Here is a 13,292-nt window from a genome sequence, read left to right as displayed (position 1 = left end):
ACAGCATTGCCCATTTCCAAGATCCTGGTTGCCAACCGTTCCGAAATCGCCATCCGCGTATTCCGCGCCGCCAACGAGCTTGGCATAAAAACGGTGGCCATTTGGGCCGAGGAAGACAAACTCGCGCTGCACCGCTTCAAGGCGGATGAGAGTTATCAGGTCGGCCGCGGCCCGCATCTTTCGCGCGATCTCGGCCCGATCGAAAGCTATCTGTCGATCGACGAAATCATCCGCGTCGCCAAGCTGTCCGGCGCCGACGCCATCCATCCCGGCTATGGCCTTTTGTCGGAAAGCCCGGAATTCGTTGATGCGTGCGATGCCGCCGGCATCATCTTCATCGGCCCGAAAGCCGATACGATGCGCCAGCTCGGCAATAAGGTCGCAGCGCGCAATCTCGCGATTTCGGTCGGCGTGCCCGTCGTGCCGGCCACCGAGCCGTTGCCGGACGATATGAAGGAAGTCGCCAAGATGGCCGAGGAGATCGGCTATCCGGTCATGCTGAAGGCCTCCTGGGGCGGCGGCGGTCGCGGCATGCGCGTCATCCGCGCTGAGGCGGATCTCGCCAAGGAAGTGACGGAGGCCAAGCGCGAGGCGATGGCCGCCTTCGGCAAGGACGAGGTCTATCTGGAAAAGCTCGTCGAACGCGCCCGCCACGTCGAAAGCCAGATCCTTGGCGACACGCACGGCAATGTCGTGCATCTTTTCGAGCGCGACTGTTCAGTCCAGCGCCGCAACCAGAAGGTCGTCGAGCGTGCGCCGGCGCCTTATCTGACCGATGCGCAGCGCCAGGAACTGGCCGCCTATTCGCTGAAGATCGCCGAGGCGACGAATTATATCGGCGCCGGCACCGTCGAATATCTGATGGACGCCGACACCGGCAAATTCTACTTCATCGAAGTCAATCCGCGTATCCAGGTCGAGCATACCGTGACCGAAGTCGTCACCGGCATCGATATCGTCAAGGCGCAGATTCACATCCTAGACGGCTATGCGATCGGCACCGAAGAGTCCGGCGTTCCGAAACAGGAGGACATCCGTCTCAACGGTCATGCGCTGCAATGCCGCGTGACGACCGAGGATCCGGAACATAATTTCATCCCGGATTACGGCCGGATTACCGCCTATCGCTCGGCCTCCGGCTTCGGTATCCGTCTCGACGGCGGCACGTCCTATTCCGGCGCCATTATCACCCGCTACTACGATCCGCTGCTGGTGAAGGTGACGGCCTGGGCACCGAACCCGCTGGAGGCCATCGCCCGCATGGATCGCGCGTTGCGCGAATTCCGCATCCGCGGTGTGGCGACCAACCTCACCTTTCTCGAAGCGATCATCACCCATCCGAAATTCCGCGACAACAGCTATACGACGCGTTTCATCGACACGACGCCGGAGCTGTTCCAGCAGGTCAAGCGTCAGGACCGCGCCACCAAGCTCTTGACCTATCTCGCCGACGTCACCGTCAACGGCCATCCGGAAGCCCGCGGCCGACCGGCGCCGTCGCCGAAGGCGGCCGAACCGGTCTTGCCCTATAGCGACGGCAAGGTTCCGGACGGCAGCAAGCAGCGCCTGGATCAGCTTGGCCCGCAGAAGTTCGCCGAATGGATGCGCAACGAAAAGCGCGTGTTGATGACCGACACGACGATGCGCGATGGCCATCAGTCGCTGCTCGCCACTCGTATGCGCACCTTCGACATCGCCCGGGTTGCCGGCACCTATGCGCGCGCTCTGCCGCAATTGCTGTCGCTGGAATGCTGGGGCGGCGCCACCTTCGACGTTTCCATGCGCTTCCTCACCGAAGACCCGTGGGAACGCCTGTCGCTGATCCGCGAGGGCGCGCCGAACCTGCTCTTGCAGATGCTGCTGCGCGGTGCCAACGGCGTCGGCTACACCAACTATCCCGACAATGTCGTCAAATACTTTGTTCGCCAGGCGGCCAAGGGCGGCATCGATCTCTTCCGCGTCTTCGACTGCCTGAACTGGGTCGAGAACATGCGGGTGTCGATGGATGCGATTGCCGAGGAGAACAAGCTCTGCGAAGCGGCGATCTGCTATACGGGCGATATTCTCAATTCGGCCCGTCCGAAGTACGATCTGAAATATTATACCGATCTCGCCGTCGAGCTGGAAAAGGCCGGCGCGCATATCATCGCGCTGAAGGATATGGCCGGGCTTTTGAAGCCGGGTGCGGCCAAGGTCCTGTTCAAGGCGCTACGCGAGGCGACCGGCCTGCCGATCCATTTCCATACGCATGATACCTCGGGCATTGCAGCCGCAACCGTGCTGGCGGCCGTAGACGCCGGCGTCGATGCCGTCGATGCCGCGATGGATGCGCTCTCCGGCAATACCTCGCAGCCCTGCCTCGGCTCGATCGTCGAGGCCTTGAAGGGAACGGAGCGCGATCCGGGCCTCGATCCAGAATGGATCCGTCGTATCTCCTTCTATTGGGAAGCGGTGCGCCATCAGTACGCCGCCTTTGAAAGCGATCTCAAGGGACCGGCATCGGAAGTCTATCTGCACGAAATGCCGGGCGGCCAGTTCACCAATCTCAAGGAACAGGCCCGCTCGCTTGGCCTCGAGACCCGTTGGCATCAGGTGGCGCAGGCTTATGCCGACGCCAACCAGATGTTCGGCGACATCGTCAAGGTGACGCCGTCCTCGAAGGTGGTCGGCGACATGGCGCTGATGATGGTGTCCCAGGACCTGACGGTCGCCGATGTCGAAAACCCGGCCAAGGATATCGCCTTCCCGGATTCGGTCGTTTCCATGCTGAAGGGCGATCTCGGCCAGCCGCCGTCCGGATGGCCGCAAGCACTACAGAAGAAGGCACTGAAGGGCGACAAGCCCTATACCGTCCGTCCAGGTTCGCTGCTCACTGAGGCCGATCTCGATGCCGATCGTAGGGCGATCGAAACCAAGCTGGAACGCAAGGTCGACGACTTCGAATTCGCCTCCTACCTGATGTATCCGAAGGTCTTCACCGACTATGCGCTGGCGGCCGACACCTATGGCCCGGTCTCGGTGCTGCCGACGCCGGCTTACTTCTACGGTCTGAAGGAAGGCGACGAGCTGTTTGCCGAAATCGAGCGGGGCAAGACGCTCGTCATCGTCAACCAGGCGATGACGGCGACCGACGAGAAGGGCATGGTGACGGTGTTCTTCGAGCTCAACGGCCAGCCGCGGCGCATCAAGGTGCCGGACCGTGCCCATGGTGCGTCGGGCAGCGCCATCCGCCGCAAGGCCGAGACCGGCAATGCCGCCCATGTCGGCGCGCCGATGCCGGGTGTCATCTCCACTGTCTTCGTCTCGCCCGGCCAGGCGATCAAGGCCGGCGACGTGCTCGTCTCCATCGAAGCGATGAAGATGGAAACCGCGCTGCATGCGGAGAAGGACGGCACGATTTCCGAGGTGCTGGTGAAAGCCGGCGATCAGATCGACGCAAAGGATCTGCTCGTCGTATATGGCGCTTGAGCGTCCATAAAACACGGAAAGGGGGCGGCTCGTCATCCGGCCCCTTTCTGCAGCCCGCGAGCGGAGTCGCATCCATGACCGATTATTCCCTGCATGTCGGGCAATACGACGTTACTCTTCTGCACGACGGGTTATTCGAAGCGCCGGTGGATGTGTTGATCCACACGGATGGCGATGCTGCCCGGCAACATGCGATCGAAAGCTGGGGTAAGCCGACGCTTCAGGTGGATGTGAACTGCTTTCTCCTGCGCGGGCCTTCCGGTGTTCTTCTCGTCGATGCCGGGACGGGCACTTCCTGGGGGCCGAAATACGGCCATGCGCGATCGGCGTTGCATGAAGCGAGGATCGCGCCGGATGAAATCCAGAGCGTTTTACTCACCCATATTCATGGTGACCATGCGCTTGGCTTGTTCGATGGAGACAAGCCGTATTTCCCTCATGCAGACGTGTTCGTATCGGACCGTGATATCGCCTTCTTCACCGATCCCGTCGCGCGCGAGGCTGTGCCGGAGGCGCGGCGCGGCGGCTTCAAGGTGGCCGAGCAACTGCAGCGCGTCTATGGCTCCCGCATAAAGCGGATCGGTGCTGGCGAAGTGCTGCCCGATATAGAGGCGCATCCGCTGCCGGGCCACACGCCGGGCCACACCGGCTATCTGCTGCGCGGTGGCGACGATTCTCTCCTGATCTGGGGCGATGCCTTGCATTTGGGGGATCTGCAGCCCGGCGATCCGAAGATCGGCCTCGCCTATGATCTCGATCCCGAGCTGGCCGTCAGAACCCGCTGGGCTGCTCTGGAAGATGCTGTCTGCGAAGGCTGGATCGTCGCAGGCGGCCACATCACCGGCTTCGGGCGCGTGGAGCTGGTTTCCAACGGCTACAGGATTTCGCCGGTGTGAAGCATCCGCCGGCCAGTGCACTGAGCAAGCGCATCGGATAGGCTCTCTTCGCTCACAATCTCTGCTTCTCGATCAAGGCAGCCCAGACTGCCGCCAGCAGCGCGAGCACCGCGGATATCAGCATCAGAGCAAACAGGGTATGGATCGTCGCCGATTGCGCGATGAACAACCCGCCAATCGAGCCGATGAGGGCGCCGCCCGCGATCCTCATGGCGGCGGCGAGCCCCGCAGCCGTGCCGACCATATCCGCCCGGACCGACATTGCACCACTGTTGGCAGCCGGCATGGTGAGACCGTTGCCGATGCCGATGAACATGCAGGGGCCGAAGAGCGCCCAGATATACGTCATTCCCGACAGGGACAGTGCCAAGCCGATCGACAGGCCGATGCAGGTCAGAAGCCGCGCGATGACAAGGATCCTGCCGAGCGGGATTTTCGCGGCGTAGCGGCCGGCGAGATAGCTGCCGAGAATGAACCCGGCGGGAACCAGGCCCATGTAGAAGCCGAGCTTGGTGCTCGATCCGCCGAGGGAATCGCCTATCGTGAGCGGGGCTCCTCCGAGGAAGATATAGAGCACGCCCATGGAGCAGGCCATGCAGAGCGTATAGGCCCAGAATCGCGCCGAACGCAAAAGCAGTCCATAGGAGTCAAGGTAGTTCCTCCGCGCATCCGATAAGGGCGCTCTCGATCCCGTCAATTCACGCAGGGAGAGGAGGAAGGCGGCGATGCCGAGGATCGCGAGGACGACGAAGCTTGCGCGCCAGTCGAAAAACTCGTCCAGCGAGCCGCCGAACAGCGGCCCGACCATGGGCGCCAGCGCCCATCCCATGGCGAGATAGCCGAATTTGCTGGTGGCCTCGTGCTCGTCGGATGTTTCCTTGATGACGACGAGAGCGACGGAATAGCACGGCCCGATGCATGCCTGCATCGAGCGAAAAACGAGAAAGGTGCCGATATCGGGCGCGAGAACGCAGCCGATCGAGGCGATGATGAAGATCGCAAGCGCCGTCAGGACCACAGGCCGGCGGCCGAACCGATCCGATATCGCTCCCCCGATGGCCTCAAGGGACGCGGTGACGATGGAAAAGCCGGCGACCGAAAGGTTCACGAGGGCGAAATCGGCATGGAACGCCGCTGATATCTTCGGCAGCGACGGCAGGATCATGTTGACCGGCAGCACGGCAAGGGCGGAAAGCAGGATGAGGGTCGTTAGCCGCGGCTGTGCGGCGGCTTGCCCGATGGTCGTGTCTTCGATTGCTTGCGTGGCTGAATGGTCTATGCGGCTTTTGGTGCGCGTCATGGCCTTGTCCGTCGCGTGAGTGGGAAGTCGAGGGAGATCTGACGGGGCGCTGCCCGGATTGAGGGCAATAAAAAAGGCCCCGTCAGGAGCCTGCTTACCGCGCATGGGTGCTTTCGCCGGATGGTTACACCATCCTGCCCATGCGCCTTCCTACCACTGCGAGAACGAGTGCCGTGTTCATGACACCAGAGCTAGACGGAAAGCTGTGCGCGGTCAATGCGCCTTTTCCGGCGCAATGGATGCCCGGCAGCGCTGTCGCTCAAATATCGTAGCTGTGCCCGGCATTCAGCGTCGAGATGAACCGCTTCGTGCGCTCCTGCGTCGGGGCGCTGAAGATGGCGCGGGAGGGGCCGGTTTCGACGATGTTGCCGGCCTCGAGGAAGACGACGCTGGTGGCGATTTTCGAGGCGAGGCGCAGGTCGTGCGTTGCCATCACCATGGTGGTGCCTTCATTGGCGAGCTGGCCGAGAACGTCGACGACTTCAGCGGCGAGTTCGGGGTCGAGCGCCGAAGTGGGTTCGTCGCAGAGAAGAACGCGGGGCGAGGGGGCAAGCGCGCGGGCGATTGCCACGCGCTGCTGCTGCCCGCCGGATAGTGTCGAGGGCCAGGCGTCCATCTTGTGCGACATGCCGACCTTGGTCAAAAGCTCGACGGCGCGGGCGCGCGCCCTTTCGGCCGGCCAGCGCAGCACGGTGACCAGGCCTTCCATGACGTTTTCGATTGCCGTCTGATGCGGGAAGAGCTGGAAATTCTGGAAGACCATGCCGGTCTGGCGGCGGATTTTCTGAATATCCTGCCAGCCGGTTTTCTTGCCCGGCTGAAAGGTGGCCGTCTCCTCGCCGATACGGATCATGCCGGCGGTCGGGATTTCCAGAAGGTTGATGCAGCGCAGCAGCGTACTTTTGCCGCCGCCGGAAGGGCCGACCAGCGCTGTCACCGTGCCTTCCGGAATGAGCAGGCTGATGTCGCTCAGGATGATATTCTCGCCAAAGCGTTTTTCGATGTGCGACAGCTCGATCATGTCCGTGCCTCCAGCGTGCCGCCATAGCGGGCGAAACGGCGTTCGAGAGAGACCTGTAGCGTCGACAGGAAAGAACTCATCACAAGATAGATCAGGGCTGCTTCGATATAGAGGATTAGCGGCTCATAGGTCGTTGCCACAATGCGCTGCGCGGCCTGGAACAGTTCCGGCACCGTGATCGCCGCGGCAAGCGAGGTATCCTTGACCAGCGAGATGAAGGTATTCGACAGCGGCGGCACGGCGACGCGTGCGGCTTGTGGCAGGATGGTGCGGTTCATCGCCTGCCGCCAGCTCATGCCGATGGAATAGGCTGCTTCCCACTGGCCCTTCGGCACCGAGGAGATGACGGCGCGGATGATCTCGGACGTATAGGCGCCGACGCTCAGCGTGAAGCCGATGACGGCGGCGGGAAAGGCATCGAGCAGGATGCCAAGGCTCGGCAGGCCGTAAAAGATAACGAAAAGCTGCACCAGCAGCGGCGTGCCGCGGATCACCCAGACATAGAAGCGTGCGACAGCGACGAGCGGGCGCGGGCCGAAAAGCCGGGTGACCGCGGTGAGCAGCCCGAGCAGCAGGCCGAGAACGAAGGTAATCAGGGTGAGCGGGATGGTGAAGACGAGCCCCGCCCAAAGCAGCGAGCCCAGTGATTCCCACATCAATTGCAACCAGTGCTGCACGAAGAAGCGGCCTCTCAATAAAGGAATGCGTCCGGAAAGGGTTCCGGACGCATCTTTTTCACAATTTGGCGGCGATGCCTATTACTTCGAAACGTCTTGGCCGAAGTATTTCTGCGAAATCTTGGCATAGGTGCCGTCAGCCTTGATATCGGCCAGCGCCTTGTTGATGGCGGCCTGCAGCTCCGGCTCGCCCTTGCGGATGATGGCGGCGGAATAATCGGCATTGGCCTGCTGGGCGACGATCTTCACCGGCGCATCCGGCTTGTGCTTCTTGAAATCGAAGAAGGAGAGGCTGTCGTTGATGGTGGCGTCGGCGCGGCCGGTCAGCACGAGCTGGATCGACTGGTCGAAGCCATCCGTGCCGACGAGTTCGGCGCCGGACGTTTGGGCGAGCTTGCCGAAATTGCTGGTCAGCGACTGTGCGGCCTTCTTGCCCTTGAGGTCGGGGAAGTCCTTGATGTCGCTGTTGCTTTCCTTGACGATCAGCACCGCCTTGGAGGCGATATAGGGATCGGAGAAATCATATTTCTGCTTGCGGGCATCGGTGATGCCGACTTCGTTGATGACGGTGTCGTAGCGGTTGGCATCGAGACCGGCGATCAGGCCGTCCCACTTGCCTTCCAGAAACTGCGCCTTCACGCCGAGCTTGCCGGCGATCGCCTCGGCGATCTCGACATCGAAGCCGACGAGCTTGCCGCTTTCGTCATGGTAGGTGAAAGGAGCATAGGTGCCCTCCGTGCCGACCTTCAAAACGCCGGCGGACTGAATCGCCTTGAGGTTATCGCCTGCATGGGCGGGCAGGAGAAATGCGGTCTGCACGAGGGCGGCAGCGGCGACGGTCTTCAACCAGTTCATTGTTTTCTTCCGTTTCTTGAGCGGTTCAATCGATGAGGAATACATTGCAGAAAATCTAGGGCAGTGAAGCGTAGAAAACTGCAAAAGAATTCGGCAATTGCGAATATTTTTCTCAAAGGAGCTGAAGGCACAAATCGAGTTCGTCTCTGATGGGGATTCCGTTGTCGGCGATCCCTGGAATGCTTGGTTTCAGCCGCCGTGCCTCGTCGACCGCCCCGGGTCGAACCCGCCGAAGTTCGAAACCTCGACGTTGGTAGAAACGGAGGGCATCGAGATTGTCGTTCGTCGTCATGACCCAGAGTGCCGACACGCTTTGCTGGCGCAATTGATCGGCGAGCGCTTCTATCAAAGCGGTTCCCACGCCCTGGCCGGAGTGAACCGCATCCAGCGACATCAGTTCCGCCTCATTGCCTTGTATTCGGTAGGTTGCCAATCCCCGCTCGGGATCAACGACGAGCGCCGGCAGATCCAGCAGGTCAAAAATCTCGCCATGGGCGGCGACTTTCGTGCCCCCCCATCGCTCTGTGAGGAGCTTGACGATCCAATCCTTGTCTTGCGGTCCAGCTTCGCGAGTCATCATAAGCCCGATTAACAGCATTGGTTTCGCGCCGGATGGAATGAGGCATCCGCCGGTGCGAAATGGCGGCAAAAGTCAGCCCTGCCGACGCCATGGCCAGCTCGGAAATTAAGTGCCACGCCGTCCTTTCCGCGTTATAATAATCGGCTGCAATGTAGACGGAAAGGTGAAGCTAATGAAGAGGCTAGCAATCGTTGCCTTGTCGCTAGCGACGGCGCTGACAAGCGTCCCGCCGGCTGAGGCGTTTCCCATCATTGTTGTCCCGAAAGTCGAGGCACCGAAGGCGCAGCCGATAGACTGGCATGGCGGTTATCATGGCGGATACTACCATCATGGCGGATACTATCACCACCACGGCGACAACTGGGGTTGGGCGCTCGGCGGCCTTGCTGCTGGCGCGTTAATCGGCGGGCTACTGGCGCAGCCGAATTATTACGGCGGCTATTACGGGTCGGGCTATTACGGCGGCGGCTATTATGGGCCTGGCTATTACGGCGGCTATTATGGTCCGCGCTATTACCGACGAGCCTACTATGGCGGCAGTGCGCATGTGCGCTGGTGCTATGCGCGTTATCGGTCCTACAGGGCTTACGATGATACGTTCCAGCCCTCCTATGGTCCGAGACGGCCGTGCGTCGCGCCATACTAGTGATGGCGCAAAAAGCATCTTTTAGGATTGGTTACTGGTGGCGGATAGCTGCCGGTCAGTCAGGCCATGGTTGCTGTCGAACCGCGCGTATGGCCGACTGCGCATAACGAGTCCAGCCGCCGCTATCTGCTCCTCGTCAAACCGTTGCCACTTTCCCCTTCATTCGCTCGCTGACGATGATGATCAAGCCGGCGCTGAGGATGAAGGCTGCGCCGAGGAAGGTGTTGGCCTTGGGGATGTCGCCCCAGATCAGGAAGCCAAGCAGGAAAGCCCAGATGAGGGACGTATATTCGAACGGCGCCAGAACGGAGACCGGCGCCTGCCGCATACCTTCGAACAAGGCAAGCTGTCCTGCGCCGGCAATGACGCCTGTGCCGAAAAGCAGCAACATCTGATAGGCGGTTGGCGTCTGCCAATGCAGGATGGCCATGGTGGCGGTCAGGAGGATGAAGATGATGTTCGAGACGGCCATCTGGATATGGCTTTTTTCGTGCAGCGCGGTCTTGCGCAGGAGCACCATGCCGGTCGCCCAGAGCACGGCGGCCTGCAGCGCCAGATAGACGGGCCAGGAAATGGACAGGCCGACCGGATTGGAGGCGATCACGACGCCGCAGAAGCCGAGGCCGACCGCCGTCCACCGGACCAGGGTGACCTTCTCGCGCAGGACGATGGTCGCCAGGATCGTGCCGACGACCGGGGCGGCGTAATAAAGTGTCGTCACTTCGGCAAGCTGCAGGTAGCGGGCGGCGGAATAGTAGGAGGTCCAGGCGATAACCAGCAACATGCTGCGCACGATCATCGGCTTGATGATCGGCGAGCGGCGGACCTTGCGCGCCAGCGACGGCCCTTCGAAGAGGAAGCAGCCGGCGAGGATGGTGCAACTGCGCCAGAAGAGGATCTGCCAGACGGGGATGTCGGCGACGAGCAATTTCACCACCGAATCGTGGGCAGTGAACAGCATATAGGCAAACACCGTAAGCAGGATGCCGTAGCTGATGGGGTTTTTCACGGAAGCACCAGGGGAATGGCTTGAGGCAGGCCGGCGGAAAATTTCTTTTAAGGCTCAACGGATAGGCGGCTACTTTTTCGCCGTCAATAGGCCATATGGGCTGGATAAACCGCATGAGAAACATTGTTTGCGGTTGTGACTTCCTTGCCTCCGTTTTAACAGACGGAGACGAAACGTGACCGATCGGCGTCTTTTCGGATGTTGAGATTTCAATCGATTTAAATATCCTGCGGCCACCGATTTGGGGATTTCTTATGGATGATATGACTCGATCCGGGAGCTTTCAGGCTCGTAGAAGCGGATTTTTCACAAAATCGCGCGCAGCCGTTTCCCTGCTGTTTTTGATGAACGGCTTCACCGTCGGCTGCTGGGCGCCAAAGATTCCGGAGTTCGCCGAACGGCTGCAACTGACCAAATTCGAGCTCGGCCTGATGATCCTTGTCTTCGGTCTGGGGTCGCTGGTGATGATGCCGATGGCTGGCGCGCAGATTGCCGGGCGCGGCTCGAAGATCGTCGTCAAGGCCTTTGCCGTGTTGCTGGTGCCGATGTTGCTCGCCTTGACCGTCACCCAGAATGTCTGGACTGCCGCGATCGCCATCTTCCTGTTTGGCGGCTTCATCGGCGCCATGGATGTGGCGATGAATGCCAATGCCGTGTCGGTGGAGAAATCCATGCGTCGGGCGATCATGTCGTCCTGTCACGCGTTCTGGAGTCTTGGCGGCCTCATCGGCTCGGCGATCGGCGGTTTTCTGATCTCGCGCTGGGGCGTGCTCGGCCATGCCGAGGCGGCCACGGCCCTTGCTGTTCTCTTCCTCGCTGTCGCCTGGCCGATGATGCTCGGCGACCAGCCGCATCCGGACGAGGCAAAGCCGAAGGCGCGCTTGCCGATGATCCCCCTGCCCTGGCTGCTCGGCATGATGGCGCTGTTCTGCATGATTCCGGAAGGTGCGGTGCTTGATTGGAGCGCCCTCTATCTCGGCCAGGAAAAGGCCGCTTCGGTGACATTGTCCGGATTTGGCTTCGCCGCCTTCTCCCTCACCATGGCAACGATGCGCTTTGCCGGCGATTTCGTTCGCGACCGGCTGGGCGCCGTCAAGACGCTGCGGGTCTGCACCGTCTTTGCGATTGTCGGCATGCTGCTTGCGGCGCTGGCGCCGAATGCGGAACTTGCCATTGTCGGCTTCGCGCTCTGCGGCATCGGTATTTCCAACATGTTGCCGATCGCCTTTTCGGCCGCCGGCAATATTCCGGGGCTGCAGCCGGGCATCGGCATCTCCGTCGTCACCACCATGGGCTATTCCGGCATGCTGGTCGCTCCTTCCGCCATCGGTTTCGCCGCCGAGCACGTCGGCTTTTCGCCGGTTCTGATGGCGCTGCCGGTGCTGCTGCTCATCGTGCTGGCGCTGTCGTCTCTGGCCCATTACGCCGACGGCATTGGCAGCGGCTCGCATTAATTTGGTCGCTTTCGCCTGCTATCGCCTGAGCAAAAGTGAAGCCCGGAGCGGTTGACAACGACCGCTCCGTGATCCACCTGAAAGGCACCCATTTCCCGAGGCTAACGAGAGCTTTCCATGTCGTCCGCCAGTGATTTCGATCCGAAACCGCGCCGTTCCTCCGTTGCCGTCGATGTCGGCGGCGTGATTGTCGGCGGCGGCGCGCCCGTGGTCGTGCAGTCCATGACCAACACCGATACCGCCGATATCGATTCGACGGTGGCGCAGGTCGCAGCGCTCTATAGGTCCGGTTCTGAGCTGGTGCGCATCACCGTCGATCGCGACGAAAGTGCCGCCGCCGTTCCGAAGATCCGCGAGCGGCTGCTGCGCCTTGGCATGGACGTGCCGCTGATCGGCGATTTCCATTATATCGGCCATAAGCTGCTTGCCGACCATCCGGCCTGCGCCGAGGCGCTGGCGAAATACCGCATCAATCCCGGCAATGTCGGCTTCAAGGACAAGAAGGATAAGCAATTCGCTGAAATCATCGAGATGGCGATCCGCTACGACAAGCCGGTGCGCATCGGCGTCAACTGGGGCTCGCTCGACCAGGACCTGCTGACGGCGCTGATGGACAAGAATGCGGCCGAGGGCTCGCCGCTCTCGGCCCGCGAGGTGACGCGCGAGACGATCGTGCAGTCGGCGCTGATTTCGGCCGACCTTGCCGAGGAAATCGGCCTGCCGCGCAATCGCATCATTCTCTCGGCCAAGGTCAGCCAGGTGCAGGACCTGATCGCCGTCTATTCCATGCTCGCTGCCCGTTCCGATCATGCGCTGCATCTTGGCCTCACCGAGGCCGGCATGGGCTCGAAGGGCATCGTCGCCTCATCCGCCGCCATGGGCTATGTGCTGCAGCACGGCATCGGCGACACTATCCGTGTCTCATTGACGCCGGAGCCGAATGGCGACCGCACCCGCGAAGTGCAGGTGGCGCAGGAACTGCTGCAGGTGATGGGTTTCCGCCAGTTCGTGCCGGTTGTCGCGGCCTGTCCCGGCTGCGGCCGGACGACCTCGACCGTGTTCCAGGAACTGGCGCAGAACATTCAGAACGACATCCGCAAGAACATGCCGGTCTGGCGCGAGAAATATCCGGGTGTCGAGGCGCTCAACGTCGCCGTCATGGGCTGCATCGTCAATGGTCCCGGCGAGAGCAAGCATGCCGATATCGGCATCTCGCTGCCCGGCACTGGCGAAACGCCCGCCGCCCCAGTCTTCATCGACGGCAAGAAGGCGATGACGCTGCGCGGCCCGAATATCGCTTCGGACTTCGAGGCGCTGGTTACCGACTATATCGAGAAGCGTTTCGGCCAGAAGAGTGCTGCGGCGGAGTGATCCGCCGCCGGAACT

General features: G+C 61.4%; 11 protein-coding genes. 5 read left to right on the top strand and 6 right to left on the bottom strand.

The window, feature by feature from the left end; genetic code table 11:
• The first annotated feature begins 6 nt into the window (after window positions 1-6).
• Both pyc and aidB read left to right on the top strand, forming a co-directional pair.
• Complete coding sequence (gene pyc / locus N2601_RS16695) at window positions 7-3,468, top strand: pyruvate carboxylase (protein WP_104824839.1); 3,462 nt, start codon at window positions 7-9, stop codon at window positions 3,466-3,468.
• A 74-nt stretch (window positions 3,469-3,542) separates the two neighbouring features.
• Window positions 3,543-4,364, top strand: a complete 822-nt coding sequence (gene aidB / locus N2601_RS16690; protein ID WP_104824838.1) for an AidB family quorum-quenching N-acyl homoserine lactonase — start codon at window positions 3,543-3,545, stop codon at window positions 4,362-4,364.
• Window positions 4,365-4,416: 52 nt separating this feature from the next.
• Here the strand turns inward: aidB and N2601_RS16685 are convergent, their stop codons facing one another.
• From N2601_RS16685 to N2601_RS16665, 5 genes are all read right to left on the bottom strand, one after another.
• On the bottom strand, window positions 4,417-5,664 hold the full coding sequence (locus tag N2601_RS16685; RefSeq protein WP_260303208.1) for a multidrug effflux MFS transporter: 1,248 nt from the start codon (window positions 5,662-5,664) through the stop codon (window positions 4,417-4,419).
• A 259-nt stretch (window positions 5,665-5,923) separates the two neighbouring features.
• Entirely contained in the window at window positions 5,924-6,685 is a 762-nt protein-coding gene (locus N2601_RS16680) for an amino acid ABC transporter ATP-binding protein (RefSeq protein ID WP_104824836.1), read from the bottom strand.
• Window positions 6,682-7,362 carry an amino acid ABC transporter permease gene (locus N2601_RS16675; protein WP_104825273.1) on the bottom strand — a complete coding sequence of 227 codons (681 nt, stop codon included), beginning with the start codon at window positions 7,360-7,362 and terminating at the stop codon, window positions 6,682-6,684. The genes N2601_RS16680 and N2601_RS16675 overlap by 4 nt, the downstream gene beginning before the upstream one ends.
• 81 nt (window positions 7,363-7,443) lie before the next feature.
• Window positions 7,444-8,217, bottom strand: a complete 774-nt coding sequence (locus N2601_RS16670) for an amino acid ABC transporter substrate-binding protein (protein ID WP_104824835.1) — start codon at window positions 8,215-8,217, stop codon at window positions 7,444-7,446.
• A 112-nt stretch (window positions 8,218-8,329) separates the two neighbouring features.
• Window positions 8,330-8,794, bottom strand: coding sequence for a GNAT family N-acetyltransferase (locus tag N2601_RS16665; RefSeq protein WP_199773501.1), 465 nt, complete (start codon window positions 8,792-8,794; stop codon window positions 8,330-8,332).
• A 175-nt stretch (window positions 8,795-8,969) separates the two neighbouring features.
• Here N2601_RS16665 and N2601_RS16660 point away from each other — a divergent pair, with 175 nt between their 5' ends.
• Window positions 8,970-9,443, top strand: a complete 474-nt coding sequence (locus N2601_RS16660; RefSeq protein WP_260303207.1) for a BA14K family protein — start codon at window positions 8,970-8,972, stop codon at window positions 9,441-9,443.
• A gap of 136 nt (window positions 9,444-9,579) precedes the next feature.
• Here N2601_RS16660 and N2601_RS16655 read toward each other — a convergent pair whose 3' ends face one another.
• Window positions 9,580-10,452 (bottom strand): DMT family transporter, encoded by an 873-nt coding sequence (locus N2601_RS16655; RefSeq protein ID WP_104824833.1) that lies wholly within the window; start codon window positions 10,450-10,452, stop codon window positions 9,580-9,582.
• A 254-nt stretch (window positions 10,453-10,706) separates the two neighbouring features.
• Here N2601_RS16655 and N2601_RS16650 point away from each other — a divergent pair, with 254 nt between their 5' ends.
• Window positions 10,707-11,906: an MFS transporter gene (locus N2601_RS16650; RefSeq protein WP_260303206.1), complete on the top strand. Its 1,200-nt coding sequence runs from the start codon at window positions 10,707-10,709 to the stop codon at window positions 11,904-11,906.
• Between the two features lie 117 nt (window positions 11,907-12,023).
• A complete protein-coding gene (gene ispG / locus N2601_RS16645) occupies window positions 12,024-13,277 on the top strand; it encodes a flavodoxin-dependent (E)-4-hydroxy-3-methylbut-2-enyl-diphosphate synthase (RefSeq protein ID WP_104824831.1) in 1,254 nt (417 codons plus the stop codon).
• Window positions 13,278-13,292 lie beyond the last annotated feature (15 nt).

The organism is Rhizobium sp. CB3060 (genome assembly GCF_025200735.1).
GTDB lineage: Bacteria > Pseudomonadota > Alphaproteobacteria > Rhizobiales > Rhizobiaceae > Rhizobium.
This window is presented reverse-complemented; position numbering and strand designations above follow the sequence as displayed.

Coding starts and splice junctions, on each gene's coding strand:
- ispG (WP_104824831.1), top strand. CDS start 12,024: ATGTCGTCCGCCAGTGATTTCGATCCGAAACCGCGCCGTTCCTCCGTT.
- aidB (WP_104824838.1), top strand. CDS start 3,543: ATGACCGATTATTCCCTGCATGTCGGGCAATACGACGTTACTCTTCTG.
- N2601_RS16680 (WP_104824836.1), bottom strand. CDS start 6,685: ATGATCGAGCTGTCGCACATCGAAAAACGCTTTGGCGAGAATATCATC.
- N2601_RS16660 (WP_260303207.1), top strand. CDS start 8,970: ATGAAGAGGCTAGCAATCGTTGCCTTGTCGCTAGCGACGGCGCTGACA.
- N2601_RS16650 (WP_260303206.1), top strand. CDS start 10,707: ATGGATGATATGACTCGATCCGGGAGCTTTCAGGCTCGTAGAAGCGGA.
- N2601_RS16665 (WP_199773501.1), bottom strand. CDS start 8,794: ATGACTCGCGAAGCTGGACCGCAAGACAAGGATTGGATCGTCAAGCTC.
- N2601_RS16670 (WP_104824835.1), bottom strand. CDS start 8,217: ATGAACTGGTTGAAGACCGTCGCCGCTGCCGCCCTCGTGCAGACCGCA.
- N2601_RS16685 (WP_260303208.1), bottom strand. CDS start 5,664: ATGACGCGCACCAAAAGCCGCATAGACCATTCAGCCACGCAAGCAATC.